This is a genomic window from Bifidobacterium adolescentis ATCC 15703, from assembly GCF_000010425.1.
GTDB classification, from domain to species: domain Bacteria; phylum Actinomycetota; class Actinomycetes; order Actinomycetales; family Bifidobacteriaceae; genus Bifidobacterium; species Bifidobacterium adolescentis.
Genome location: NC_008618.1, coordinates 303,320 through 328,826, shown reverse-complemented (window position 1 = coordinate 328,826; position 25,507 = coordinate 303,320). Strand labels below are relative to the sequence as shown.

Here is a 25,507-nt window from a genome sequence, read left to right as displayed (position 1 = left end):
TTGGCGGTCGAGGCGTGATTCGACGAACTCGTTTCCCACAAAAGATTCGCAATCTTTTTGTAAGGCTCCACAAACGTTACCGAAACTTAGCAACCCTACGATGGGGAGCATTGATTGACGAAAGACTCATTTTCGTCACTTTTTGTAGCATCCTGTAGCATCCGCAAAAAAGGGAGGATTCCACCATGCGCAACGCAATCCTGACCATCTCATCCGCAGCCAAAACGGCCACCAGCGGCAAATTCGGCGCCGTTTTGAAGTCCACGCTGTTCGCCGTGCTGCTCGCCGCCGCCTCCATGGCGGGCGCCGTGCCGATTCCGGGCACTCCGGTTCCGATCACCCTGCAGACCTTCGTGGTCATGCTGGCCGCGCTGATGCTGCCGTGGAAGCAGGCGGGCGCCGCGGTGCTCATGTATCTGGCCGCGGGCGCGGCTGGTCTGCCGGTGTTCGCCGGCGGCGCGTCCACCATGGCTTTGGTCGGCCCGAGCGCCGGCTTCCTCATCGGTTTCCTGCCAGCCGCCGTCGTCACCTCGCTGCTCAAGGGCAAGGCGCGTGTCGATTCCCCGAAGCATGCTGCGTTGACCGCCGCACGGTATCTGTTCGCCTGCGTGGCCGGCTGCATCGTGCTTGACTATCTGCTCGGCTTCATCGTGCAGTCCGCCATTACGGGCGTGGCGATGCCGGTGGTGGCCATCGCTTCGATGGGCTTCATTGTGGGCGATTGCATCAAGGCGGTTGTGGCTTCGTTGGTCGCGAGTGGACTGGCAAAGCTGCAGTGACTTTTATCGGCAGCGACTTTTCTGCGGTAGTTTTCTACGACTTTTTGCTGGGAATTTTCTGCTGAGGGTTTTCCGCTGAGAATTTCCGCTGTGATTTCCGGGTTTCTTCGTGATTTCCGGGTTTTGATACAGTCTTCCGTTTTCGCTGTGATTTTCGTTTTCGCTGTGTCCGGTGGGGCCGGCGGATACCAACGTGCGACACGCTCCGGGCCGCTCAGGCCGAGTTTTTTACGGTCTTACGTTGGTATCCGCCGGCCCCACCTCGTTTTGGGGGAATGTTGCGTTTGCGGGTGGCGCGGTTTTTGGATATTGCGATTTTGGGAAATGCCGTTTTTCTCGAATATTGCGTTTTTTTGAAACGTGCGATTTTCGAAAAAGCGCTTTACGACTTTATGAGGGATGAGGGTTAGAGAATTATTGGGGTAGGACGCCTACGTCGGCGGTGTGCACGGTGTGCAGGTTGCCGTTGTCGTCTCTGATGGTGAGGGAGGCGTCGGGGTTGAGTTCCAGCGCGGTGCCGCGCAGGGTGGTGCCGTCCACGAAATGCGCCTCGCATGGCTTGTCGAGCGTCCAGCAGACCGGACGCATCTCCTCCATCGCACGCGTGGCCTCGCGATGCGGGTCGGCTTCGAAATCGGCGAGCCTTGATCGCAAACCGTCCACCAGATGGGCCGCGATCATGTCGCGCAATGTCATGGAATCGGGCAGGCCATGCGCGACCAGCTGCAGCGACGTGGCCTTGTCGGTTGGCAGATGGTCTTCGGGGACGGTCAGGTTCAGGCCGATGCCGAAGACGATGCCGACGCGTTCCGTTGCGGCAGCCACATCAGTGGTACCAGTCGCACCGTCCGCGATGGGAGTTGCGGCAAGCGGAACCATTTCGGCGAGCACGCCGCCCAGTTTCTTGCCGTCGACGAAAATGTCGTTCGGCCATTTGAGCACGATGTCCTTGCCGAGCGGGCCGCCGCAATCGCGGATGGCCGCGATAATCGCGTTGCGCGCCTCGCAGCCGGCGATCATCTGCAGCCAGCCGTTGACGGACGTGTCCCGCACAATCGCCGTAGGCACGCTGACCACCAGGGAGACGATGAACGACTCCCCCACCGCGCTGGTCCATTGATGGTCGAGACGGCCACGGCCGGCGGTCTGCTCGTCGGCGCAGATCGCCACGATTTCACGGCCGGTCCAATCGCGTCCATCGCAGCCATCGAGGCCATCTCGTCTGGCCGAGCCGAACAGCGCGCCTTTGCGCACCAATTCGGCGGCGTACGTGTTGGTGGAGCCCACTGAGTCCAGCGCGATCACCTGGTCGGCCGCGACGCAGGTGCGTGGCATGGTCAATGCGGAATCCAATATGGTCGTCATGATTCCTTCTCCTGTCCGTCGAGCTGTCGTCCATCGAGATATCGTTCGTCGGCGTCCTGCTTGTCGGACTGCTATCTGTCGATTCGGTGCCCGCCGATACGCCGTTTGCCCGCCGTCGACGTGCCAACGTACGACGCCTCGCGTGCGGCAAGCCGCGCGGCACGCGACTCGCGCCAGAACTCCAGGCACAGGAATCCGAACACGAATGCGATCGGAAGCATATGCCGTTCGAAATTGTTGGCCGGTGCGGTGATCATCACACCCATAAGCAGCAGCAACGGCAGATGCCATGACAGCGACCGCCATCGACGCAGCACCACTTCGGCGGCGCCGATCAGCAGTGTCAGCGTGACATACAGGTTGCCGTGCGTCACCCAGCCAAGCACGGGAATCTGCCCCCATTTCTTGGCAAAGCCGGCCACCTGGTTGCGCCACTGGTGGTTGTACAGGTGAATCCATTCGTTGTCGGACTGCACGTAATCGTTGTTCACGTAGTAGTCCATCGACACGTATGGCAGGTCGGTCACGTTGAAGTATCCGAAGCATTCGGCGAAGAGCGCATCGAGCGCGATCTGAGGATTCGCCTTGACGATCTGCCACCATGCGTCATTGAAATCCTTCATGTCGTCCTTGGTGACGGTACGCCACTTGTAGCTGACCTTCTTGGACTGGATACCCGACGATTTCACCGGGTCGGCGTCCTGCTGGAAGTACGATTCGGCCATCTGGTCGAGGTTGAAGACGGGAGCGAGTTTCTTGGCCGCGTCCTCGGGAATGCCCTGCGGATTGTATTTCGCCACGCGAGCGATCTGCTGCAGCTGGATGCCACGGCTTTCGATCGGATCGCCGCCGATGACGGCACCGCTGTTCACCAGATAGACGAGGCCGCCATGGATGAGCACGGTCGGCAGCATCAATGCGACCACGTACGTCTTCCAACGTTTACGGTCGTTGATGATGGCCAGCAGCGCGGCGAACAGAATGATGTACCACGCGTATTTGGCGCTGATCAGCATGACGCAGCTCGACATGAACAGTGCCGCCAAGGAACGTTTGCGCAGTTTCATGGGCTTGCCGTTGATGGTGGGCAGCGCCTTGATATGCGTCATATGCAGCTCATACCACACGCCGAACCACCAGACGAACGCGAACGCGAACAACGGCGATTTGGTCAGTGAGATCGTGGCGAACACCGCCAACGGGCACACCATGAAGAACAGCAGAATCACGAAACGCGTCTTCGCGCCGGCGCGCAGTCTGGACGGACGCGCCACCACACCCGCCTCGGGATGGGTGAAATCGCGCATGTTCCAGCAGTCGTGCCGTTCGGGATGGGAGAAGTCGAACGTGCCGACGCCCAGCCTACGCCACGGCAGATTGAAGAAACGATTGGCGGTGGCGGCGCAGCAGAACGCGGCGAACAGCCATTGCAGCGCGGCCAGCGCCACGATGCCGGCGTCGTTGGAATCGGTGAAATACCGGGAGACCGCGGCGAACGCACCGTAGAAAACGGTCAGCACGATGTTGTGCTGGTCGGTCAGATACGTGGGATTGGCCGGCCACATGTAATGCGCGGTCGGATAGATGTCCATCGGCACGAATGAGAAGAAGCCGATGTACGGCTGTTTCAGTCCGGTCCACTGGTTCAACGCCCAGCTGAATTCGCGGATCTGGGAGCGGATGTCGGCGCCGTACGCGGCAAGCAGGATGGTCGGAATCCACAGCCAGCCGATGACGAACAGCAGCATGAGCTTCCACCAGCAGTCGGTGCAACGTGTCAGCTTGCGACCAATCCAGACGATCACCGCATGGATGGCGCGCCCCGGACGGCTATGCGCGGCGTCGCTCAGATGGCGCAGCATGATGCCCAATACCGTCGTCGGCGTGCCGGACACCTCCTGACACAGCTTGACGTACCGACGTGAGAAATACGTCGGCAGCACGCGCTCGCCACGGCCGTAACGGACCAGCGACCACAATATAGCAAACGAAACAACGAAGGCGATCGCCATGTACAGCACGTTGGCCCAGCCGAAGTCGGCGAGTCCGGTGCCAAACCAGTACAGCGGGCCGATGCCGCAGCACCACGCCACCCACAGGCATGCGAGCACGCCCAACGTCCAGCTGAGGAACGTGTCGGCTTTTCCGGCTTTCTTGTTTTCGCTCATAGTCGGCATATTACCGCCACTGCGCGAATGGGGACCGGAACGGTCGGCGAACGTGCGGCAATTCGCAGATACGACGATTAGAATGGACGGTTATGAACTCCGAGCAGGCAGACATCCTCGACCTTTTGTCAGGCCATACCGACGATACGACCATCGAGCGGTTGGCTTTCGAATGCCTGTTGACGAACATGACCGACGATCGTGTGGTCTCCTTGATGAACATTCTCGGATGGCAAGGCGATTTCAACTGTTTTGCGATCGGCGGGGTGCCTTCGGCCAGTCTTGCCTCGACATCCCTCGCCATCCGCAAGGCGGTGCGCGATTTGGGTGGCGAGCATGTGGTCATCGGCACGTACGGCACTTTCCTGCTGGCTTTGGCTTGCCAGATGGGCGCGGTCACGCCGGAGGTGACCTGTACCGCGGTCATGCCGGCGTTCAGCGAGGACGAGCCACTGTATTTGAGCCCGGTCCGTTCCGGTGTGGCGGGGGCTTCGCATGCGTTGCGTGAGACGATGTTCTCGCTGCAGGCGGCTCCGGCGCTGTCCACTCCTTCCCGTCCGCTGCGTGCCGACGAGCTGTTGCCGGAGCGTGCGCTGCTGGGTGATGATTACGCGCGTGAAGAACTGTATCGGAACGTATATCAGGTGCTGCGCGGCGAGAATCCCGATGATCCCACTTATCTGACGGTGTCCACGTTCCTGAAGTATGGCAGTTCGTTGGAGAACACGGCGAAGGAGCTGAATGTGCATCCGAACACCGTGCGCTACCGCTTGAAGCGTGCCGCCGAAACAACCGGCTGGGATGCCACCGATCCGCGTGACGCGTATGTGCTGACGACCGCGCTGGCGATTGGCCGTATGCGCGACCGCTGAGCCGCTGCCCGGGTGGTGTGGCGTCTGGGTACGCCCGTTGCACCTGTCATCCGGTCATAAAGTCATGAATCTTTCCGAACATATGAAAAGACCCGCATGCTGCGATTGCAGATACGGGTCTTTTGGTGAAGTTTAGCTTCTGTGCACTCAGGCAACGACCGCCGGATCAACCGGGACGCCCGGGTTCATCGTGGAGGTGATGGTCGCCTTGGTGACGTAGCGGCCCTTCACGGTGGACGGCTTCAGACGCTTGACTTCGTCGGCCACAGCCTTGAAGTTCTCGTCCAGAGCCTGCTCGGTGAAGGACATCTTGCCGATGAGGAAGCTCAGGTTGCCGTTCTTGTCGACACGGAAGTCAACCTTGCCGCCCTTGATGTCCTTGATGGCCTTGGTGACGTCCATGGTCACGGTGCCGGTCTTCGGGTTCGGCATGAGGCCACGCGGACCGAGCACGCGGCCGAGGCGGCCGACCTTGCCCATCATGTCCGGGGTGGCGACGACGGAATCGAAGTCAAGGAAACCGTCGGCGACCTTCTGCACGAGGTCGTCGTCACCGACGATGTCGGCGCCAGCCTCGAGAGCTTCGGTGGCCTTCGGGCCACGGGCGAAGACGAGGACCTTGGCGGTCTTACCGGTGCCGTTCGGCAGGTTCACGGAACCGCGGACCAGCTGGTCGGCCTTGCGCGGATCCACGTTCAGGCGCAGCACGGCCTCAACGGTCTGGTCGAACTTGTACTCCGGCATGCTCTTGAGGAGAGCGATGGCTTCGTTGGCGGTGTAAAGGTTGTTGCGATCGATCTTCTCAGCCGCTTCGCGATACTTCTTGGAACGCTGTACCATTAGTCCTTCTCCTCTCAGTCGGTAACCGTGATACCCATCGAACGGGCGGTGCCCGCGATGATCTTCATGCCGGCTTCGACGTCGCGTGCGGACAGATCAGCCATCTTGATTTCAGCGATCTCACGGACCTGAGCCTTGGTGACGGAGCCGACCTTGTGGGTCAGCGGGTTCTCGGTACCCTTCTGGATGCCAGCGGCCTTCTTCAGCAGAGCTGCTGCCGGCGGGGTCTTCAGGATGAAGGTGAAGGAACGATCTTCGTAAACGGTGATCTCAACAGGGATGACCTGGCCCATCTTGTCCTGCGTGGCAGCGTTGTACTGCTTGCAGAAGTCCATGATGTTCACGCCATGGGAACCCAGAGCCGGGCCCAGCGGCGGAGCCGGGTTGGCCTTGCCGGCCTGAATCTGGAGCTTGAGAAGCGCCGAGACTTTCTTCTTAGGAGCCATTGTATGGTTCTTCTTTCTGTGAAGCGGTGGTTAACGGCACCGGAGTAGGTCTCCCGCGTCCGGTTCCTTCCGCAACGTATATTGCTGTGCTGTGCTAGCAGGTGCCGCCGCCTTGTCCAGGCACACGAGACCCTCCAGACACAACTTTTCTATTATGCGATTCCGCCACGACATTGCGCGTATGGCAATACATACAAAGAAACCCCGCCGAAGCGGGGTTCAAAAGAATCACGATTTCAGGTTCCTGAATGGGTGTGACGCGTGCGGTAGCAAGGCGCCCAAGCGCAGGCGTACCAAGGTGCGTCAAGCTTGGAGCAACGCAGCTAACGCTCCGTCATGCACGTTCAGGCTAATTTTTCAACCTGGTTGAAGCCTAGCTCCACCGGCGTGTCACGGCCGAAGATGGACACGAGCACGGTGAGCTTCTGCGTGGACGGATCCACTTCGGAGACAACCGCGGCCATGGTGGTGAACGGTCCATCGGTGACGGTGACCTGATCGCCAGGAGCGTAGGAGACCTCAAGCTTGCGCTTCTTGGCTGCAGCCGGCTTGTCTCCGGCGGCCTTGAGAGCTTCGGAAGCGATCATCGGAGCCATCATGGAGACGACTTCCTTGCGGGTCAGCGGTGCCGGATCCTTGGTCGGGCCGACAAAGCCGGTGACGCCTTCGGTCTCGCGGACGATACGACGGGCGTTCTCATCCGGCAGCATGCGGATCAGCACATAGCCGGGGACACGCACGCGGGTGATGACCTTCTTGCCTTTTTCGGTGTGCTTTTCGACTTCCTCCATCGGCACTTCGACCTGGAAGATCTTGTCTTCCATACCGAAGCTGGCCACGCGGGATTCGACGTTGGTCTTCACGCGCTTCTCATAGCCGGAATAGGTGTGCAGCACATACCACTTGCCTTCAAGCGTGCGCAGGCTCTTGGAGAATTCCTCGACGGCCTTGGCACCGGCATCCTGCTCAGTGTCTTCATCCTCAGTGGTTTCCGCGGTCTGCTCTTCCGGAGCGTCCTGCTCGGACTGGGCCTGCTCATCGGTCGCCTGATCGGCGGCGACGGCCTGGACGGCCTCGCCTTCGGCCGGCAGCGCCTCAACAGCGGCAGCAGCCTCGGTATCAGCCTTGGAAGCCTCGTCGAGGTTGTCGGAAAACACTTCGTCAGTCATGCACTTTCACCTTCAAGTTGTTTATCAGCCGAATATCCACAGGGTCAGCTTGCCCAGACCGTAGTCCATGCCGGTGACCAGTGCCATCAGCAGCAGCACGAAGATAAACACGGCGAGGGACCAGAAGAACAGTTCCTTGCTGGTCGGAGTGACGACCTTGCGGAGTTCGTCGATAATCTGTTTGATGAACAAGCCAATGCGCATGAAGATGTTCGGCTTAATGGCCTTCTCGCTGTTCTTCGCCTTCGCCATAATAATCCTCCGCTGGGCTTGTTGTAAGAAGCTTGGCAGGGAAGGCGGGACTCGAACCCACAACCTACGGTTTTGGAGACCGTTGCGCTACCAATTGCGCCACTTCCCTAGGTGAACTCTGCCGTCTCCACTTGCCGGCGAGGATTCTATGCAAAACCACGCAAGAAGCAGACGGCAAAACCGCCAAGTCGAAATAATAGCGGGTTTTCGCGACTTCGTCCAACCCGATTCACGACGAATTGCAAGAAACCGCTATTTTCCAACGAAAAAAAAGATTCGCGCCCGGCATGTCACCGAAGCGCGAATCGCTAAAAATATCGTCTATCAACTGAACTTTCCGTCAGTTGAGCGCGGGGCCGGTCGGCTCAGTCCTCGATCCAACGCTTCATGCGACGCATGCCTTCGACCAGATCGTCGTCGGCAAGCGCGTAGGAGAAGCGCAGATAGCCGGGAGCGCCGAACGCCTCGCCCGGGACAGCGGCGACATGGCCTTCGTCAAGCAACGCGGCGGCCAGTTCGGAAGTGTTGGCGAACGTGGTCTTGTTGGTGCCGATCGGTTTGTTCAGCAGCGCGGTCACGTCGGCGAACGCGTAGAACGCGCCGGTCGGAGTCGGGCAGTTCACGCCTTCGATGTCGTTCAACGCGGCGACGATGGTCTGGCGGCGCTTGTCGAATGCGGCGCGCATCTCGTAGACGGCGTCCAGGGAGCCGGAGACGGCTTCGATGGCGGCACGCTGGGAGATGTTGTTCACGTTGGAGGTCATGTGACCCTGCAGTTTGGATGCGGCCTTGGCCACGTCCACGGGGGCGATCATCCAGCCGACGCGCCAGCCCGGCATGGCGTAGGTTTTGGCCACGCCGTTGAGCACGAGCAGCTGGGAGCGCACTTCGGGCACCGCGGCGCCGATGTACGTGGTTTTGGCGCCGTCATAGTTCAAGTGTTCGTAGATTTCGTCGGAAATGACCCACACGTGGTGTTCGATGGCCCACTGCGCGATGGCCTTGACGGTTTCCGGCTTCCACACCGCGCCCGTCGGGTTGTTCGGCGTGTTCACGATGATGGCCTTCGTGTGTTCGGTGCGGGCCGCTTCGATGGCTTCGATGCTGGGCTCGAAGTTGCGGTCGGCGCCGGCGAACACGGTCACGGGCACGCCGCCGGCGAGCTTCACGGCTTCCGGATAGCTGGTCCAGTACGGGGTGGGGATGATGACCTCGTCGCCCTCGTTGAGCAGAATCTGGAACGATTCGTAGACGGCCTGCTTGCCGCCGTTGGTCACGATGACCTGGCTTGGATCGACTTCGTAGCCGGAGTCGCGCAACGTCTTGTCCGCGATGGCCTGGCGCAGTTCCGGTAGGCCGGCGGTCGGCGTGTAACGGTAGTTTTTCGGGTCCTGCACGGCCGCGGCCGCGGCCGCGACGATTGGTGCGGGGGTTGGGAAGTTCGGTTCTCCCGCGCCGAACCCGATGACGTCGATTCCGGCGGCCTTCATTGCCTTCGCCTTGGAATCGACGGCCAGAGTAGCGCTCGGAGCCACGTGATTGATACGGTCGGATAGAGTCTGCCAGTCAGCCATAGTCATGCCTGTAATGCTAGACCTGCCACGCGAAAAACGACAGCCCCACGACACACGTCTATTTCGCCGCGAACGCTTCGCTTGAAGCGAAATCGATGGCCTAACCACACCTTTTGCACTGGCTCAGACCAGTACGAGATTGTCGCGGTGCACCAGCGGATGCGCGTATTCCTCGCCGAGGAAACGCTTGAGCTGGGCCGTATTGCGTCCTAGCATCTGCGGGATCTCCTCGGAGTCGAAGCCGACCAGGCCCTTGGCCAAATGGTTGCCCTGCTCGTCGTCAACCCAGACGGCGTCGCCGGCGGCGAAATCGCCCTTCACTTCCACCACGCCGGCCGCAAGCAGGCTGGCCGCTCCCCCGCGCACCGCCTTGGCCGCGCCGGAATCGGCCACCAGCGTGCCCTGCGGGTGGGAGGCGAAGCCAATCCACAGCCTACGTGACGAACCGCGGTCGTTGATCGGCGCGAACGCGGTGCCGACCGGATCGCCCATCATCGCGGGACCTGCGTTCGACGCGCATGTCAACACCGCGGGAATGCCGGACACCGCGGCGACGCGCGCGGCCTCCATTTTGGTGACCATGCCGCCGGTGCCGACGTTCGAGCCGGTTCCGCCGACCTGAACCTTCGCCAGCGCGTCCTCGACGTTCGGCACATAGGAGATGCGTTTCGAGCCGGGCTCGCTTGGCGGCGCGGTGTACAGCGCGTCCACGTCGGTGAGCAGGACGAGCGCGTCGGCGACGACGATGTTGGCGATGAGCGCGGACAGACGGTCGTTGTCGCCGAACCGGATCTCGTTGGACGCGAGGGAATCGTTTTCGTTGATGATCGGCACCGCGCCCAAGTCGAGCAGGCGGTCGAGCGTACGGCGCACGTTGCGGTACTGCTGTGGGGCGATCGTGTCGGAAACGGTGATGAGGATCTGTCCGACACGCAGCCCGTACCGTGCGAAAGCGGCCTCATACTGGGCCATCAGCAGGCCTTGGCCGACGGCGGCGCACGCCTGCTGGTCGGCTACGTCGGTCGGACGCTTGTCGAAACCGAGCGTGCCGAAACCGGCCGCGATCGCGCCGGAGGAGACCAGCACCACGCGGCCGCCCATCAATCGCACGCGGGCGATGGCCGCCACAAGCGCGTTCAACCGTTGCGGATCCAAGTGGCCGCTCGGCTCGGTCAGCGAGCTGGAGCCCACCTTCACCACGATGGTCTGCGCTTCGGCGATGGCCCTGCGCACTTGCGCTTGCGATGGCGTGTTCATAGTTCCTCCCGGTACCGTTACCGGCTATTGAAAAAGCCCGCCGACATGCCATCGGCACATCAGCGGGCTTCGTTGGATGGTTCTATTGTTCCACATCCTCGTCGTCGGCGGTCTCGCCACGTCCAAAAAGACTGGTTTCGTCGTGACGGTCGTCGTCCACGGAAGGATCGGCCCAGTGTCCTGCCTTGCGTTCGGCCATCATGGCTTCGCGCACGGCCTGACGGGCGTCCATCATCTCGTGGTACTGGCGACGGCGTTCCGTGTTGGAACGACGCTGCGCACGACCATCCGATTCCTGCAGTCGCAGGTCGACGCCGCGTGCGCCCAACTGGGTGCCGTCGAGCATTTCCGCGCCGGCCGCGATGGTCGGATCCCAATCGAATTCCACGGCACGGTCGCCACGGCCGATGCGCACTTCGTCGCCCGGCTTGGCGCCCTTGTGCCGCAGCTCGTCTTCGACGCCCAGCTTGGCCAGACGGTCGGCAAGGTAGCCGACGGCCTCGTCATTATCGAAGTTGGTCTGCATGACCCAACGTTCCGGCTTGGTGCCGAGCACCTCGTACCAGACTTCGCCGTTGCCGTTCTCCTTGCGTTCCACGGTGAAGTCGAGCGCGTTGCCGCCTTCGTCGTTACGGCGACGGCGATTGCGCGGCTCCTCGAGCGGCTTGATGACCACGCGGGCCTCTTCCTCGGCCTGCTCGCGTTTGGCGACTTCCGCGCGCATGTTGGTCACGAGGTCGGCCAGCGCCCAGTTGAGTTCCTTCAGGCCCTCGTGGGAGGCGGTGGAGATGATGTGGACCTTGAGGCCGAGCTTTTCGAATTCGGGCTTGACGAATTCGGCGAGTTCCTTGGCTTCCGGCACATCCACCTTGTTGAGGATGATGATGCGCGGACGTTCGGGGATCGGAATCGCGCCGAGCGGCAGTTCGAGCTTGCCGGCGTATTCGGCGAGCTCGTGTTCGAGCGCCTGGTAGTCGCTCATCGGGTCACGGCCGGGTTCGAGGGTGGCGCAATCGATGACGTGGGCGATGATTTCAGTACGTTCGATGTGACGCAGGAATTCGAGGCCGAGGCCCTTGCCCTGGGATGCGCCCGGAATCAGGCCCGGCACGTCGGCGATGGTGTAGCGCATGTCGCCGGCCACCACTACGCCGAGGTTCGGCACAAGCGTGGTGAACGGATAGTCGGCGATCTTCGGTTTGGCGGAGCTCATCGCCGCGATCAGGCTCGACTTGCCTGCGGACGGAAAGCCCACCAGCGCCACGTCGGCGATGGACTTGAGCTCGAGGATGACGTCACGTTCCTCGCCCGGCTCGCCCAGCAGTGCGAAGCCCGGCGCACGACGGGTGCGATTGGCCAGCGCCGCATTGCCAAGACCACCGTTGCCGCCCGCGGCCACGACGAACTTGTCTCCTGCATGACGCAGGTCGGCGAGCTGCTCGCCTGGATGCTTCGGCTTGCCCTGCGGTCCCTTGGCTTCGAACACGACCGTGCCCACCGGGACGGGCAGGATCAGGTCAGCGCCCTTCGAACCGTCCTTCGTGTCGCCCAGGCCCATCGTGCCGCTTTCCGCCTCCCGGTGGGGCATGAAACGGTAATCAAGCAGACTGTTGGCGTTCGAATCGGCCATGAAGATCACGGAACCGCCGTCGCCGCCATTGCCGCCGTTCGGGCCGGCCAACGGCTTGTATTTCTCCCTACGGATGCCGGCGGAACCATTGCCGCCGTCGCCGCCCTTGACATGGACGGTCACTCGATCCACAAAATCACTCATGTATCTACCTTACATAACAGAAAGACCGCGTCCATATGGGCGCGGTCTTTCATCAAAAGCGTTATTTGCGCGTGTCTCAGGCGGCAATCACGTCGACGACCTTGCGGTCACGACGCACGCCGAACTTCACGCTGCCGTCCTTGAGGGCGAACAGGGTGTGGTCCTTGCCCATGCCGACGTTCTCGCCCGGGTGGAACTTGGTGCCACGCTGGCGAACGATGATGTTGCCGGCCACGACGGCTTCGCCGCCGAACTTCTTCACACCGAGGTATTGCGCGTTTGAATCGCGACCGTTGCGCGAGCTGGACGCGCCCTTCTTATGTGCCATGTCTGTTCCTTTCGGTCCTTGACTCTAACCCTACGCGAATCAGGCGATAGCCGTGATCTTGACGAGAGTCAGCTGCTGGCGATGGCCCTTGCGACGAGCAACGCCGGTCTTGTTCTTGTACTTCATGATGCTGATCTTCGGACCCTTGGCCTCATCGTTGACAACCTCAGCCTTGACGGTGAGCTTGGCGAGATCCTTGGCACCGAGGATGACCTTGGAGCCGTCCACCACGAGGGCAGCCGGAAACTCCACGGTGTCGCCCTTCTTGGCGTTGAGACGGTTGACGAGGATGACGTCACCGACCTCGACCTTTTCCTGATGGCCGCCGGCCTTCACAATAGCGTACATATCCGTTCCTTTATTAACTTGGAAAGCTTACTGCCCGGCACGTTCGAGCCTCGCGGCCAGACACCAGCAATCTAATCTACACATACCCGCGTACAACCGCAAGTCTGCTCCCGGCGTGTCAAGTTGACATACCGGGATTTTCCTTTATTCTTCTTGTTCTTCCTCGCCCAGGTCCGCATTGTTGGCGGCCACGGCTGCCGCCGCGATCTGCGCGAGTTTGGCCTTCACGTCCGGCGAGGAGCCCTTCGGCACCTGCACGTCCGTGCCATGGCCATGCTTGTTGGTCTTGACGAACGGATCGCCGCCCTTCAGGGCGTACGGATCGTCGTAATCCGCCGAAACGGTCGGTTCGTCATGGAGGATGAAGCCGCGGCCCTTGCAGGTCGGGCATTCCTCGGAGAACGCCTCCACCAGACCCTGGCCGATGCGCTTGCGCGTCATCTGCACCAGTCCCAGCGAGGTGACTTCGGCCACCTGATGCTTGGTGCGGTCGCGCGCCAGGCACTCCACCAGTCGGCGGAGCACCAAATCCCTGTTGGCCGGCATGACCATGTCGACGAAGTCGATCATCACCATGCCGCCGATGTCGCGCAGACGAAGCTGTCGCGCGATCTCTTCGGCCGCTTCGAGGTTGCAACGGGTCACCGTTTCCTCGAGGCTCTTGCCGCGGCCGATGAAACGGCCCGTGTTCACGTCGATGGTGGTCATGGCCTCGGTGCGGTCGATGACGATCGAACCGCCGGACGGCAGGTAGACCTGACGTTCCATGCCCTTACGCAACTGGGAGTCGATCTGCCACTTGTCGAACACGTCCTTGCCGTCATGTTCGGCCGGATCCCACTTCTCGAGCTTGTCTTTCAGGTCGGGGGCCATCGTGTCGAGGTATTCCTCGATACGCTCGTACACGCGGTCGCCTTCCACGATCATCTTGGAGAAGTCGTCGTTGAAGATGTCGCGCACCACGCGGATGGCCACGTCCGGCTCGCCTTGCAGCAGCTTCGGACGCTTGCCGTGCAGGAACTCGTCGCGCTTGGCGGTGATGCGTTCCCACTGGCGCACCAGGTTCTCGAGATCCTTGGTGATGGCCTCTTCGGAAGCGCCTTCGGCCGCGGTTCGGATGATCACGCCCATATCCTTCGGCGCGATCTTCGACACGATGTTCTTCAGGCGGGCGCGCTCACGCTCGCTCAGCTTGCGGCTCACGCCGGTCATGCCGCCGGACGGCACCAGCACGAGGAAACGGCCGGCCAAGGTGACCTGCGAGGTAAGCCTTGCGCCCTTGTGGCCGATCGGATCCTTGGTTACCTGCACCAGCACCGGATCGCCCGACTTGAACGCCAGTTCGATACGACGCGGCTGGCCTTCCAGACGTGCGGAATCCCAGTTCACCTCGCCGGCGTACAGCACGCCGTTGCGGGCCTGTCCGATGTCCACGAACGCGGCCTCCATGCTCGGCAGCACGTTCTGCACGCGGCCAAGATAGATGTTGCCGACGGTGGCCACTTCCTGGATGTCGGACACGTAATGCTCGACGAGCACATTGTCTTCGATCACGGAGATCTGGGTGTGGCGCTCACGTTCGCGCACCACCATCAGACGCTCGACGTGTTCGCGACGGGCCAGGAAGTCCTGCTCCATGAGCTGGTTCTGACGGCTGCGTTCACGACGGTTGTCGCGGCGGCGCTGCTTCTTGGCTTCCAGACGGGTGGATCCTTCGACGTCGGTGATTTCGTCGATGTACTGCTGCTTGCGGGAGCGACGGGACATCGTCTCGTCCGATTCCTCGGCCTTCGACCCTCCACGGCGGCGGCGACGGCGACGGGTCACCGTGCCCTCTTCCTCATCGTCATCCTCATGACGGCGACGGGATTCGCGTTCGGAGGTCTGCTGCTCGTCGGCTTCCTCATGGTTGCCGCGTCCGCGACGGCGGCGACGGGTGCGCGTCGGCTGCTCGTCATCATCATCGTTTCCATTGCGGGACTCGTCATCGATCGGCGCATACGTGATGCCATCGAGGACCAGGTCCTCCTCGATCTGCTCCACTTCGGCAGCGGCACGACGTTCCTGCGCGTTCAGACGACGGGAACGACGGGAACGACGGGAATCGCCATGATCATCGTCTTCGGCGTCGTTGTTGCGGTCATTGCCATCATCACGGCCGCGACCGTCATTCGAAGCGTCCGTGCGGTCCGTGTCGGCCGTGTCGTGGCTGCGACGGCGGCGGCGACGAGTCGGACGGTCATCGTCGCGGTCATCACGGCTGTCACGGGCATCGTCCGAACCTCTGCGGCCCGTATCGTCAGCATCGTCATCGTCGGACGATCCGCGGCCCGCGGGGGCGGCCGGCAGAATCGGCTCCTGGAACAGCAGCGACGTCATCGGACGCGGATTATGACGCGTCTCATGGCCTTCCGGCAGCGCGCTGACGGCGTCGAGCGCACGGTCTTCGGATGATTCGTCACGATTGCCACGATTGCCGTAATCGTCACGATCGTCACGGTCATCACGCGGCTCGTCGCTGATACGGCGACGGCGACGCGACGGGCGATCATCCTCGTCCTGCACGTCCACAGAGGAACGACGGCGACGGCGCGGACGTTCGTCACGCATCTCATCGTCGTCATCGTAACGGGTCACGCGACGACGACGCGGACGCGACGGCTCGGCGTCATCGGCATCATTGAAATCGGCGGAATCACGCGCAGGCTGGACAGGCTCAAGCTTCGGTTCCTCAAACAAGGGGGCTTTGGCATGCTCCTCGACCTTCAGCTCCAAAGACGCGCCCGCGGCACCTACGCCACGCACCACGCGGCGACCTCCACGACGGCGGCGCGGAGCCGGATCGGCAGACACAGAACCCGCACTGCTTGCCGCATTATTGGTTGAATTATCGGATGACACAACAGCCTCGACCTGATCGAGGCCCTCATTGGTAGTAGGCACAACGCTCCTCGGCAACGCGCTGCAATCGCATCGCCTTCACTCAAGCCCCAACGGTTCTCACACCACGCTCTCACCGTGGCCGCGCATCATGGCGCCCGTAGGAAGCAACTTCCGTCAAAAGTCTTCATCATGCGACGGCGGACACCTGCGCTCGCGACTCACAGAACATTCACGCGAGGGGATCAACGCCATCGGATGCGTCGGCGGTCTTGCAGAACCACCGTCTATAAGTATGACACAAAAAACAACGGAGCGTGACAGGACGGGAAATTTATTCCCCCTACACGCTCCGTTTTCCAATGATTCGCGTTGACACGCCGTGAATGAACGTGCGCCGGCATAGTGGTTCAGCAGCGGTTCAACGGTGGACCAATAGTGGTTCTGCGGCAAGCCCGCGGCAGCGAATTACCGGCGATTCAACGGCAGCTCAGCAACGACTCAACGGCGATTCAACGCAGCCAGTCCTCCAGCAGGTCGGCCATGAGCAGCAGATCGGTCTCCGGCAGCTGCTCGTCCTGCTTGTGAGCCAGCAGCGGGCTACCCGCGCCGAGATTCACGGCCGGAATGCCCAGAATCGCGAAACGCGCCACATCCGTCCAACCCAGCTTGGCAAGCGGGTCACGACCGGTACGTTCCTTGACAAGCGATACCAGCGATTGGGCAAGCGGCGAATTGAGGCCCGGACGTGCGCTCGGCGATTCGTCCTTCATCTCGATGCCGAAGCCTTCGAACACGCCACCAGTGGCCTGATGCTCGCCGTTGCCGAGTTTCGCGCCCGCATCCGCGCCGATCATCAGCGCCTTCGCCTCGGCGAGCGACTTGTCCGGCGCGAACCGGTAGTTGACGTGCACACGGCACTCGTCGGGAATCACATTGGTACCCTTGCCGCCGGAAATCAGCGTGGCGTTCAGGCCCTCCTGATAGGTCAGGCCATCTACTTCGATGGCGCGGTTCTCATGTGCGTTCAAACGGTTCAGAATCTCGGCCGCCGCGTGGATCGCGTTCTTGCCCATCCAGGCGCGGGCCGAATGCGCGGCAACGCCGTGCGTGATCACGTCGAATCGCATCGTGCCGTTGCAGCCGCCCTCGATGCCGCAATCGGTCGGCTCGCCGATGATCGCGAAATCGCCGGTGATCCAATCCGGATGCGACTCGACCACCTTGCGCAGGCCGTTCTTCTCGGCCGCGACTTCCTCATGGTCGTAAAACACGTACGTCAAATCGTATTTCGCATCCGTCAGCGTGGCCGCCAGATACAGCATGACCGCGTCGGAACCCTTCATATCGGTGGCGCCACGACCCCAGATCACACGCTCATGCTCATGACCGGCCGCCACATCCTCGCGAATCAGCGGATCGCCCGGCTGAAGCCATTTCGGCGGGAAATTGTCAATCACCGGCACCGTGTCGAGATGGCCGGCAAGAATCACGCGGCGCTCGCGGCCGAAATCGGTGGATGCCACCAATGTGTCGCCGTGCCTGCGCACCGTCAGATGCGGCTGTTTTTTCAGGAACACCTCGACGGCGTCCGTCAACGGGCCTTCGTCATCGCTGACGGAATAGCAGCCCATGATCTGCCTCATCAGCTCGTTCAACTGCTCCTGTTTGCTGGCGGAAGCGGAAAATCCAATCGTAAGTTCGTTCATGCCGTCCATTATCCGGCAAAACGTGCCGTCAATCGTGTATCGGGCTCGCTTTTGAGACGTGCATACGACCGACGCGCGCTTGGTGCCACACTAGATAGCGGTCGAAAGGCAACGGCCGCAACGAAAAGGAGAGTGCAATGCCGGGTCTGTTAAGCGCGATGGAAGGTTTCTGCGTCATCGGCATCGTCATCGCGACCGGCTATGTGGCCGCGCGCATGCGCATCGGCGGGCCGACCGCGCAGATGGTGCTCAACAGGTTCAGCTTCTTCGTGTCGAGTCCGTGCCTGATGTTCGCCATCCTGTCCAAGGAGAAAATCTTCGAGATTTTCCATTCCTCCATCGTCGTGGCGTTTTTTTCGGCGCTGCTGGTGGGCGTGGTCTTCCTGATTCTCAACCGGCTGTTCTTCCATATGAAGGCCGCGGACGCCACCATCGGCGCACTGAATTCGCTGTATCTGAACTCGAACAACATCGGCCTGCCGATCGCCACGTACATTCTGGGCAATCCGGCGCTTGTCGCACCGATTCTGGTCATGCAGCAGGCGGTGTTCACGCCGATCGGCCTGACCGTGCTCGACGTGACCACCAAAGGCAAGGTCTCCGCGAAGGAGATTTTGAAGCAGCCGTTGCATCAGCCGCTGCTCATCGGCTCGCTGCTGGGCATTGTGGTGTCCGCGATTTCCGCGAAGGTCGGCTATTTCGTGGTGCCGGACTGTATTTACGATCCGATCGACATGATCGGCAATTCCGCGGTGCCGATGATTCTGATGGCGTTCGGCATGTCCTTGCACGGCACGAAGCCGTTGCAGGACAAGTCGAATATTCCGGCGGTGTTCACGGTGGCCGCTTTGAAGAACATTGTGATGCCGATCATCGCGTTCCTGCTGTCGTATTTCGTGATGGGCTTCCGTGGCGCCACGCTGTACGCGTGCGTGGTGCTCGCCGCTCTGCCGACCGGGCAGAACGTCTACAACTACGCGGCGCGGTACAACGTGGGTCTGTCGTTCGCACGCGACGGCATTCTGTTCTCGACGTTGTCGTCGCCGATTTTCATCGCGATTATCGCGGTGCTGCTCGGCTGACCTCGCCAGTCCTCGCCGCGGTATCCACGACCGCCGCGGCGAGGCCATCAATCGTCCATACGGTAGCCGGCATGACCGAGCCCGTGCGCCGCATGATTCGCGGCACACCCTCCGAGCACCATCAGCGCATAACACAAGCCGATTCCCGCGGCCAACGTAAGCAACGAAGCCGGATTGAGCAACGACGTTGCCAGAATCGGAAACAGCAACAACACCGAGCACCCCAATGAAACGGCCATCACCGTGTTGAGCGGGGTGATCACTTCCATCATGCGTGCCTTGTCGAGCGTCGCCTCATCCGTGCCTTCCAACGCAAGCATGCGGTACTCGTCGGCCTGGTCGTAGACGTTGCCCGTCTGCATCACGCCGGAACTGACGGCGGCGAGCACCGCGGCAAAGGCGAGCGTCAGGAAACCACCCATCGCTATATCGCGCATGTACAGCATAGATGGGTCGAACGGGTCGTGGTTGCCTCCGATTCCGGTGGCGAGCAATCCGCACACCGACGTCATCCCCGCAATGAACACAGCGAGCGCCACACCGGACACGTTACGCCAAGCACGCTTGGGATTGTCGAGGATACGGCGCATGGCAATCATAGTGGCCGCGTCCTTCGGGTGTTTCGCACGCGATCTGGCGCGCATCGCCACCACCCAGGTACCGACGACGTTCACCATGGCGAAACCGAGGAAGAAGACGCCGAAGATGATGGCGTAGACCACCATCTGACCCAAGTGCGCGAATGCGGAGATGCTGTTGAGCAGCAGGTAGCCTACGGCCAACACGGCAAGGAAAATCAGTGCGCGCCATGCGGACGGCATGGGTTGTCCGGTACGTTGCATCACGCCAAGCGGGGTGATGGCCACGCGGCGTAGGGCGACCAGCGCGGAGACCAAGGCAAGCAGCGTGACTCCGACGGTCACGGCCGCCAGAGCAGGCAGTCCCACCCACAACTGTTCGAAGGTGAAATGCTGGTTTTGGAAGTCGAGCAGCATGATCGCCGGTATCAGCGCGAAGTAGCCGGCCATGCCGACCAGCGCGCCAAGCAGAGCCTGGCCACCAGCATCGAGCGCGGTGAGTTTCGTGACCTGCGCGGTGGTGGCGCCCGCAAGTCGCAGTGCGGCGAGACGTGCGTCCCTGCGGGAGGCCGCGAGACGGGCCGCCGAGCCGGCGAGCGCCACGAACGGCACGATGAGTAGCAGACTGGCGAATGCGGCGAGCAGCACATAGCCGTCGGAATAGGTGTTCATGACGGCTGTGGCCTGGTCGGCCGTCCAATGGCCGTCGCCGACCGTGGCGACGAGCTTGTCGGCGTGCGCCAGGGTTTTGGACCATGTTTCGTATGTACCGGGCGCGCACCTGTTGGAATTGATCATGCAACCGAACGTGTGGTCGGCGGAGGCCCGCCAGATGAAGCCATGCAGGCCTCCGAGCACGGTTAGGAAGACGGCGGTGGCGGATGCGAAGGCAACGATGGCCAGCGCAGAGGTGCGGCTGGATGTGCCGCGGGTGCCGGAGCGGTGGAACAATCGCCATAATCGGAACATGTTCATCGTGCGCCTCCGGCGGTAGGTTGGGATTGCTGCGGCGAGCTCAGCCTGCCGTCACGCATGGTAACGGTGGCATCGCAGAATGCGGCCACGTTCGAATCGTGCGTCACCACGACCACGGCCGCGCCGGTCTGTCGTGCGGTCCGCATGAGAATGCTCATGATTTCGTGGCCGGTGGTCTGGTCGAGCGCGCCGGTCGGTTCATCGGCGAAGATGACTGCCGGCTGCGCGGCGAGCGCACGTGCGATGGCGATGCGCCGCATCTGGCCGCCGCTCATTTCGCCGGGACGTTGTTGCGCGAGCTGGCGCAATCCCAATCGTTCCAGCCATAGCATGGCCGTGTCGGTGGCCTGCTGGTAGCTTGCGCCGCCCAGCATCATCGGCAACGCGATGTTTTCGATGGCCGGCAGTTCCGGCAGCAGTTGTCCGGATTGGAAGACGAAGCCGAAGGCGCTGCGGCGCAGTTTGGTGCGGTCAGCGTCGCTCAACCGCGCCAGGTTGGCACCGCGAAACATCACATTGCCGGCTGTCGGGGTGATGATGCCGGCGAGTGCGTGCAGTAACGTCGATTTGCCGGAACCGGACGGTCCCATGACCGCGATGCTTTCGCCTGCCTGGATGCCGAAATCCACGTGATTGAGCGCCAGCATGTGTGTGGCGTTCGGTGTCGCCTGTTGGGTCGAATAATCCATGACCAGATCGGTCGCGTGAAGTATGTGTTCCATGTTTCCTACGGTACGGAAACGGATTGGTCCCGGCCATCAGACGGCGGGATGAACTTACAGGTTTCCTTCCGGCATGCATCATCCGCAAGGATTAGCGTAATCGCGGACTGCGGATGAGATGCCGTATGTCAGACGAGATGCCAGGAGAGGCGGTGCAGGTCGCTGGGTCCGAATTCAGCGATGGCGTCACGGTGTGCGGCCGAACCGTAACCCTTGTTGTGGGCCCATTCATAGGGTTCATATTGGGGTTGCGCTCCCAGTTCGACCATGAGCCGGTCTCGCGTGACTTTGGCGATGACGGCTGCGGTGGCCACGGTGGCGCAGTACCTGTCGCCCTTCACTTTGGTAGAGACTTCCGCAGGAACCGGCACGTCAGGCGCGTCGAAGGTGTTCAGCGCTTTGGTGATGTAGTCGTTCGGTCCGTCGAGGATCGCCCCGACCTTCACCGGCCGCCCGTCAAGCAGACCGTTGCCGTCGATGCCGAGTCTCGTCTCCGCTTCCGACAGCGCACGCAACGCGGCCACGCCGAGCGCGTAGGAGATGCCCCAATCGTCGATTTCCGTGTTGCTGGCCGAGCCGACCGCCCAGGACGCGCACCACGATTTAAGCTCTTCGAATATGGCTTCGCGGCGGTGTTCCGTCAGCATTTTGGAATCGGCCACGCCGTCGGGTACGGCAAGCGGCGACGGACCGGACAGGTCGCACGTGCGGATTGCGGCGGCGCCGACCATGACGGGACCGGCGAGCGAGCCGCGGCCGACCTCGTCGAAGCCGACGATCACGTCGTAGCCGGAGGCCGCGATCGCCCGTTCCATATCCAGCGTGGGCACTATGGAAACGGACATCAGTCGGCAGATCCTTCCGGCACGTCCTTGAACACGTCGTGATGCGCGTCCAGCGTGCTGATGTGGTTCAGCGGCCAATACTTGACCAGACCGACGCCGACCACGTCGGAAACCGGCACGAGGCCGTGCGAGGAATCGTCCTGATGGTAGCGGGAATCGGCGGAATTGGCGCGATTGTCGCCCATGACGAACACATGTCCCGCAGTCACTTTTTCACTGAACGCGAAGGAGCTGGGGTCCACGCCGGAGCGGATGTACGAAGTTTCGTCGATGGCCACACCGTTGACCGTGACCGGCTTGCCGGGCCCCTCGCAGGCCACGGTGTCACCGGGCAGGCCGATAAGTCGTTTGATGAGGTAGTCGCCGCCGAATCGGCCGCTGTTCTCCTGCTGCAGCCAATGGTCGGGGTCCTTGAAGACCACCACGTCGCCGCGCTGGAGCTTGAAGACTTTGGGGGTGAGTTTGCTGGTGATGACCCGGTCGCCCGGTTCGATGGTGTTCAGCATGGAGCCGGACGGAATCACGTAGAAGCCGAACAGGAACATGCGCACCAGCAGCACGATGACGATGGGTATGCCGCACCAGATCAGGGTGTCTCGTAAGCCGAAGCTTTCCTCGCTTTCGACTCTTCTTCTGGCATGCTTCATGGGATTCCTTACCGTCCGGTTTCACGCACTGGCCCCTATCATAGCGGCCCAATATAGAAAATCGGCTCCTCGACGGGTTGCCGAAGAGCCGATTCCACGCTTTATTTGCGATTCGAACTCACTTCTCGGAGTTGTCGCGGCGCTCGACGATACGAGCGGCCTTACCGCGCAGGTTGCGCAGGTAGTACAGCTTGGCGCGACGCACGCGGCCCTTGCGGACCACCTTGATGGAATCGATGGCCGGGGAGTGCAGCGGGAAGCGGCGCTCGACACCGGTGCCGAAGCTGATCTTGCGGACCACGAAGGTCTCACGAACGCCGCCGCCCTGACGAGCGATCACCACGCCGGTGAAGGCCTGGATACGGGAGTTGTTGCCTTCCTTGATCTTCACGTTGACTTCGACGGTGTCACCGGGACGGAAAGCCGGGATTTCCTCGGCCGGCTTCATGTGCTTGGCGTCAAATGCCTCAATAGCGTTAACCATTGTGTTTCCTCGAGTCGCCGCCGCATATCGGCGCACAGGTAAGGGCTTCGTACGGCGTTCTTGCGATTGCCGTCTCGGCCTGTTCTTCCGCTCCGCAGGTCTGCCTGCGAAGGGTTGCCGATCCGCCGGAAATATTGCGATAAAGCACGGCCGGAGTTACCTGCGACCGTTCCGGCTGGACCCAAAGAAAAGCGGGATTATGCGGCATCCCACCTTTCAGCACAGCAATAATCAAAAATACCCCATCCGTAAGACACGGATGGGGTATGCCACGTACGCGCTAGACGCCACGTTTCGATGGAAGATCAGAACTCGCGGCATGAACGGTCGCCAGACCGTTCACCAGACAACACCGTGCGGCGCGCGCAACCGTGAGTTCTGATGCAACGCAGCGGAATCAGAACTCACGGTTGGCGCGGTAGAACTTGATCAGGGACTGGGTGGACGGATCCTGGGCGGCCAGGGCGTCGTCATCCTTGGAGATGGCCGGGGTGATCTGCTTGGCAAGCTGCTTGCCGAGCTCGACGCCCCACTGGTCGTAGGAGTCCAGACCCCACACGGTGCCCTCGACGAAGGTGATGTGCTCGTACAGGGCGATGAGCTCGCCGAGCGCGAACGGGGTCAGAGCCACGCCGAAGATGGAGGTGGTCGGACGGTTGCCGGTGAACACGCGGGCCGGGACGATCTCTTCCGGGGTGCCCTCAGCGCGCACTTCGTCGGCGGTCTTGCCGAAGGCCAGGGCCTTGGTCTGGGCGAAGTAGTTGCCCAGGAACAGCTCGTGCACGTCCTGGTCGCCGTCCTTGGTCGGGTTCGGGGTGTTCACGAACGCGATGAAGTCGGCCGGGATGAGCTGGGTGCCCTGGTGGATCAGCTGGTAGAAGGCGTGCTGGCCGTTGGTGCCCGGCTCGCCCCAGAAGATCTCGCCGGTCTCGGAGGTGACCGGGGTGCCGTCCCAACGCACGGACTTGCCGTTGGACTCCATGGTCAGCTGCTGCAGGTAGGCCGGGAAGCGGTGCAGATACTGGTCGTACGGCAGCACGGCGTGGGAGGCGACCTTGAAGAAGTTGCGGTACCACACGTTCAGCATGCCGAGCAGCACGACGACGTTCTTCTCGAACGGGGTGTTGGCGAAGTATTCGTCGATCTCGTGGAAGCCGTGCAGGAACTCCTCGAAGCGGGCCGGGCCGAAGACCACGGCGAGGGAGGTGCCGACGGCGGAATCGACGGAGTAACGGCCGCCGACCCAGTTCCAGAAGCCGAACGCGTTGTTCGGGTCGATGCCGAACTCGGCGACCTTCTCCAGGTTGGTGGAGACGGCGACGAAGTGCTTCTTGATGGCTTCGGCGTTCTTGGCGTCGGAACCGTCGATGGCGCCCTTGGCCTTGAGCTCTTCGAGCAGCCAGGTGCGGGCCTCACGGGCGTTGGTCAGGGTTTCCAAGGTGGTGAAGGTCTTGGAAACGATGATGAACAGGGTGGTCTCCGGATCGAGGCCCTTGGTCTTCTCGGCCAGGTCGTTCGGGTCGATGTTGGAGATGTAGCGGGCGGAGATGCCGGCGTCTGCGTACGGCTTCAGCGCCTCGTACACCATGACGGGACCCAGGTCGGAACCACCGATGCCGATGTTGACCACGGTCTCGATCTTCTTGCCGGTCACGCCGGTCCACTCGCCGGAGCGGACCTTGTCGGCGAACGCGTAGATGCGGTCGAGCACCTCACGCACGTCCTTGACGGTGTCCTGGCCGTCGACGATGTACTTGCCCTCGTCCTCGACCGGGCGGCGCAGCGCGGTGTGCAGCACGGCGCGGTCCTCGGTGTTGTTGATGTGCACGCCGGTGTACATGGCCTTGGTGCGCTCGTCGAGCTTGACGGCCTTGGCCAGGTCGGCGAACAGCTGCAGGGTCTCCGGCTTGATCAGGTTCTTGGACAGATCGAAGTGCAGGTCGCCTGCATCGAAGCTCAGCTTCTCGACGCGCTCGGCGTCATCGGCGAACCACTGCTTGAGGCTGATGCCCTCGGACTGCAGCTCGTCGTAGTGCTTCTGCAGCGCGGCCCACTCCGGGGTCTTGGTGGCGTCAACGGGAGGATTGATGGCCATGTTGATAGGTCCTTTCATCATCACTGTGAAGCGGAACGTGACGGTGGAATCTCGTTCGATTTTCCACGGCACGAGCCGTTTTCTTCACCTCACAAGATACTCACAAAAGCCGACAGAACAACACAAAAATGTTTCCCGAGTTAACACATTCGGTCGGAAGCGCGATATACCGCGGTTCCGACCACTTTTCAGTGGCGACATGCCAGATAAACGACGATTACTGAAATCGTATGCAACGTTCAGCGGGAAAGCTTCAACGCACGTGAAAACGGCTGTCGTATGCAACGATCGCATTACGATTACGTACGCAACTTACGC

Annotated in this window: 22 protein-coding genes and 1 tRNA gene; 3 read left to right on the top strand and 20 right to left on the bottom strand. The window is 61.6% G+C overall.

Annotation, left to right across the window (positions count from 1 at the left end):
* Positions 1–185 precede the first annotated feature (185 nt).
* The gene (locus BAD_RS01345) at positions 186–779 is read left to right on the top strand and encodes a biotin transporter BioY (protein ID WP_003807783.1); all 594 of its coding nucleotides are present in this window, start codon (positions 186–188) and stop codon (positions 777–779) included.
* A 414-nt stretch (positions 780–1,193) separates the two neighbouring features.
* On the opposite strand, the gene BAD_RS01340 is transcribed toward BAD_RS01345, so the two are convergent.
* Together BAD_RS01340 and BAD_RS01335 are read right to left on the bottom strand one after the other, a co-directional pair.
* Positions 1,194–2,144, bottom strand: coding sequence for a biotin--[acetyl-CoA-carboxylase] ligase (locus BAD_RS01340; RefSeq protein WP_011742769.1), 951 nt, complete (start codon positions 2,142–2,144; stop codon positions 1,194–1,196).
* A gap of 71 nt (positions 2,145–2,215) precedes the next feature.
* Positions 2,216–4,321, bottom strand: coding sequence for a DUF6020 family protein (locus BAD_RS01335; protein ID WP_011742768.1), 2,106 nt, complete (start codon positions 4,319–4,321; stop codon positions 2,216–2,218).
* Positions 4,322–4,404: 83 nt separating this feature from the next.
* On the opposite strand from BAD_RS01335, the gene BAD_RS01330 reads away from it, so the two are divergent.
* The gene (locus BAD_RS01330; protein WP_003807777.1) at positions 4,405–5,184 is read left to right on the top strand and encodes a PucR family transcriptional regulator; all 780 of its coding nucleotides are present in this window, start codon (positions 4,405–4,407) and stop codon (positions 5,182–5,184) included.
* A 147-nt stretch (positions 5,185–5,331) separates the two neighbouring features.
* Here the strand turns inward: BAD_RS01330 and rplA are convergent, their stop codons facing one another.
* The 12 genes from rplA to dapE form a co-directional block, all read right to left on the bottom strand.
* Positions 5,332–6,024 carry a 50S ribosomal protein L1 gene (gene rplA, locus BAD_RS01325; RefSeq protein WP_003807775.1) on the bottom strand — a complete coding sequence of 231 codons (693 nt, stop codon included), beginning with the start codon at positions 6,022–6,024 and terminating at the stop codon, positions 5,332–5,334.
* A 14-nt stretch (positions 6,025–6,038) separates the two neighbouring features.
* Positions 6,039–6,470 (bottom strand): 50S ribosomal protein L11, encoded by a 432-nt coding sequence (gene rplK, locus BAD_RS01320; RefSeq protein ID WP_003807772.1) that lies wholly within the window; start codon positions 6,468–6,470, stop codon positions 6,039–6,041.
* Between the two features lie 344 nt (positions 6,471–6,814).
* The gene (nusG, locus tag BAD_RS01315; protein ID WP_011742767.1) at positions 6,815–7,639 is read right to left on the bottom strand and encodes a transcription termination/antitermination protein NusG; all 825 of its coding nucleotides are present in this window, start codon (positions 7,637–7,639) and stop codon (positions 6,815–6,817) included.
* 24 nt (positions 7,640–7,663) lie between these two features.
* The gene (gene secE, locus BAD_RS01310) at positions 7,664–7,891 is read right to left on the bottom strand and encodes a preprotein translocase subunit SecE (protein ID WP_003807764.1); all 228 of its coding nucleotides are present in this window, start codon (positions 7,889–7,891) and stop codon (positions 7,664–7,666) included.
* Between the two features lie 33 nt (positions 7,892–7,924).
* Positions 7,925–8,000 (bottom strand) — tRNA-Trp (locus BAD_RS01305).
* A 256-nt stretch (positions 8,001–8,256) separates the two neighbouring features.
* On the bottom strand, positions 8,257–9,471 hold the full coding sequence (locus tag BAD_RS01300; RefSeq protein ID WP_172458538.1) for a pyridoxal phosphate-dependent aminotransferase: 1,215 nt from the start codon (positions 9,469–9,471) through the stop codon (positions 8,257–8,259).
* A 117-nt stretch (positions 9,472–9,588) separates the two neighbouring features.
* Entirely contained in the window at positions 9,589–10,722 is a 1,134-nt protein-coding gene (gene proB, locus BAD_RS01295; RefSeq protein ID WP_003807760.1) for a glutamate 5-kinase, read from the bottom strand.
* Positions 10,723–10,804: 82 nt separating this feature from the next.
* Positions 10,805–12,496 (bottom strand): GTPase ObgE, encoded by a 1,692-nt coding sequence (gene obgE / locus BAD_RS01290; protein ID WP_011742765.1) that lies wholly within the window; start codon positions 12,494–12,496, stop codon positions 10,805–10,807.
* A gap of 76 nt (positions 12,497–12,572) precedes the next feature.
* Complete coding sequence (gene rpmA / locus BAD_RS01285; RefSeq protein ID WP_003807757.1) at positions 12,573–12,824, bottom strand: 50S ribosomal protein L27; 252 nt, start codon at positions 12,822–12,824, stop codon at positions 12,573–12,575.
* 39 nt (positions 12,825–12,863) lie between these two features.
* Complete coding sequence (gene rplU / locus BAD_RS01280) at positions 12,864–13,172, bottom strand: 50S ribosomal protein L21 (protein WP_011742764.1); 309 nt, start codon at positions 13,170–13,172, stop codon at positions 12,864–12,866.
* 144 nt (positions 13,173–13,316) lie between these two features.
* The gene (locus tag BAD_RS01275; protein ID WP_374937068.1) at positions 13,317–16,073 is read right to left on the bottom strand and encodes an Rne/Rng family ribonuclease; all 2,757 of its coding nucleotides are present in this window, start codon (positions 16,071–16,073) and stop codon (positions 13,317–13,319) included.
* Positions 16,074–16,564: 491 nt separating this feature from the next.
* Positions 16,565–17,761, bottom strand: a complete 1,197-nt coding sequence (gene dapE, locus BAD_RS01270) for a succinyl-diaminopimelate desuccinylase (RefSeq protein ID WP_038445334.1) — start codon at positions 17,759–17,761, stop codon at positions 16,565–16,567.
* Positions 17,762–17,898: 137 nt separating this feature from the next.
* Between dapE and BAD_RS01265 the strand changes: the two genes are divergently transcribed.
* Positions 17,899–18,843, top strand: coding sequence for an AEC family transporter (locus BAD_RS01265; RefSeq protein ID WP_011742761.1), 945 nt, complete (start codon positions 17,899–17,901; stop codon positions 18,841–18,843).
* 47 nt (positions 18,844–18,890) lie between these two features.
* Here the strand turns inward: BAD_RS01265 and BAD_RS01260 are convergent, their stop codons facing one another.
* The 6 genes from BAD_RS01260 to pgi all read right to left on the bottom strand — a co-directional run bounded on the left by BAD_RS01260 (position 18,891) and on the right by pgi (position 25,189).
* A complete protein-coding gene (locus tag BAD_RS01260; protein ID WP_011742760.1) occupies positions 18,891–20,396 on the bottom strand; it encodes a hypothetical protein in 1,506 nt (501 codons plus the stop codon).
* Positions 20,393–21,085 (bottom strand): ABC transporter ATP-binding protein, encoded by a 693-nt coding sequence (locus BAD_RS01255; RefSeq protein ID WP_231837111.1) that lies wholly within the window; start codon positions 21,083–21,085, stop codon positions 20,393–20,395. Before BAD_RS01255 ends, BAD_RS01260 begins: the two co-directional genes overlap by 4 nt.
* Before the next feature lie 161 nt (positions 21,086–21,246).
* Positions 21,247–21,963: a ribonuclease HII gene (locus tag BAD_RS01250; RefSeq protein WP_041777232.1), complete on the bottom strand. Its 717-nt coding sequence runs from the start codon at positions 21,961–21,963 to the stop codon at positions 21,247–21,249.
* A complete protein-coding gene (gene lepB, locus BAD_RS01245) occupies positions 21,963–22,610 on the bottom strand; it encodes a signal peptidase I (RefSeq protein ID WP_021912812.1) in 648 nt (215 codons plus the stop codon). Before lepB ends, BAD_RS01250 begins: the two co-directional genes overlap by 1 nt.
* Positions 22,611–22,728: 118 nt before the next feature.
* A complete protein-coding gene (gene rplS / locus BAD_RS01240) occupies positions 22,729–23,094 on the bottom strand; it encodes a 50S ribosomal protein L19 (RefSeq protein WP_021912811.1) in 366 nt (121 codons plus the stop codon).
* A gap of 397 nt (positions 23,095–23,491) precedes the next feature.
* Complete coding sequence (gene pgi / locus BAD_RS01230; RefSeq protein WP_026647255.1) at positions 23,492–25,189, bottom strand: glucose-6-phosphate isomerase; 1,698 nt, start codon at positions 25,187–25,189, stop codon at positions 23,492–23,494.
* Between the last annotated feature and the right edge of the window lie 318 nt (positions 25,190–25,507).

Excerpts from the sequence above, each read along its gene's own strand:
- BAD_RS01345 (WP_003807783.1), top strand. The coding sequence starts at position 186 with ATGCGCAACGCAATCCTGACCATCTCATCCGCAGCCAAAACGGCCACC.
- BAD_RS01340 (WP_011742769.1), bottom strand. The coding sequence starts at position 2,144 with ATGACGACCATATTGGATTCCGCATTGACCATGCCACGCACCTGCGTC.
- BAD_RS01335 (WP_011742768.1), bottom strand. The coding sequence starts at position 4,321 with ATGCCGACTATGAGCGAAAACAAGAAAGCCGGAAAAGCCGACACGTTC.
- BAD_RS01330 (WP_003807777.1), top strand. The coding sequence starts at position 4,405 with ATGAACTCCGAGCAGGCAGACATCCTCGACCTTTTGTCAGGCCATACC.
- rplA (WP_003807775.1), bottom strand. The coding sequence starts at position 6,024 with ATGGTACAGCGTTCCAAGAAGTATCGCGAAGCGGCTGAGAAGATCGAT.
- rplK (WP_003807772.1), bottom strand. The coding sequence starts at position 6,470 with ATGGCTCCTAAGAAGAAAGTCTCGGCGCTTCTCAAGCTCCAGATTCAG.
- nusG (WP_011742767.1), bottom strand. The coding sequence starts at position 7,639 with ATGACTGACGAAGTGTTTTCCGACAACCTCGACGAGGCTTCCAAGGCT.
- secE (WP_003807764.1), bottom strand. The coding sequence starts at position 7,891 with ATGGCGAAGGCGAAGAACAGCGAGAAGGCCATTAAGCCGAACATCTTC.
- BAD_RS01300 (WP_172458538.1), bottom strand. The coding sequence starts at position 9,471 with ATGACTATGGCTGACTGGCAGACTCTATCCGACCGTATCAATCACGTG.
- proB (WP_003807760.1), bottom strand. The coding sequence starts at position 10,722 with ATGAACACGCCATCGCAAGCGCAAGTGCGCAGGGCCATCGCCGAAGCG.
- obgE (WP_011742765.1), bottom strand. The coding sequence starts at position 12,496 with ATGAGTGATTTTGTGGATCGAGTGACCGTCCATGTCAAGGGCGGCGAC.
- rpmA (WP_003807757.1), bottom strand. The coding sequence starts at position 12,824 with ATGGCACATAAGAAGGGCGCGTCCAGCTCGCGCAACGGTCGCGATTCA.
- rplU (WP_011742764.1), bottom strand. The coding sequence starts at position 13,172 with ATGTACGCTATTGTGAAGGCCGGCGGCCATCAGGAAAAGGTCGAGGTC.
- dapE (WP_038445334.1), bottom strand. The coding sequence starts at position 17,761 with ATGAACGAACTTACGATTGGATTTTCCGCTTCCGCCAGCAAACAGGAG.
- BAD_RS01265 (WP_011742761.1), top strand. The coding sequence starts at position 17,899 with ATGCCGGGTCTGTTAAGCGCGATGGAAGGTTTCTGCGTCATCGGCATC.
- BAD_RS01260 (WP_011742760.1), bottom strand. The coding sequence starts at position 20,396 with ATGAACATGTTCCGATTATGGCGATTGTTCCACCGCTCCGGCACCCGC.
- BAD_RS01255 (WP_231837111.1), bottom strand. The coding sequence starts at position 21,085 with ATGGATTATTCGACCCAACAGGCGACACCGAACGCCACACACATGCTG.
- BAD_RS01250 (WP_041777232.1), bottom strand. The coding sequence starts at position 21,963 with ATGTCCGTTTCCATAGTGCCCACGCTGGATATGGAACGGGCGATCGCG.
- lepB (WP_021912812.1), bottom strand. The coding sequence starts at position 22,610 with ATGAAGCATGCCAGAAGAAGAGTCGAAAGCGAGGAAAGCTTCGGCTTA.
- rplS (WP_021912811.1), bottom strand. The coding sequence starts at position 23,094 with ATGGTTAACGCTATTGAGGCATTTGACGCCAAGCACATGAAGCCGGCC.
- pgi (WP_026647255.1), bottom strand. The coding sequence starts at position 25,189 with ATGGCCATCAATCCTCCCGTTGACGCCACCAAGACCCCGGAGTGGGCC.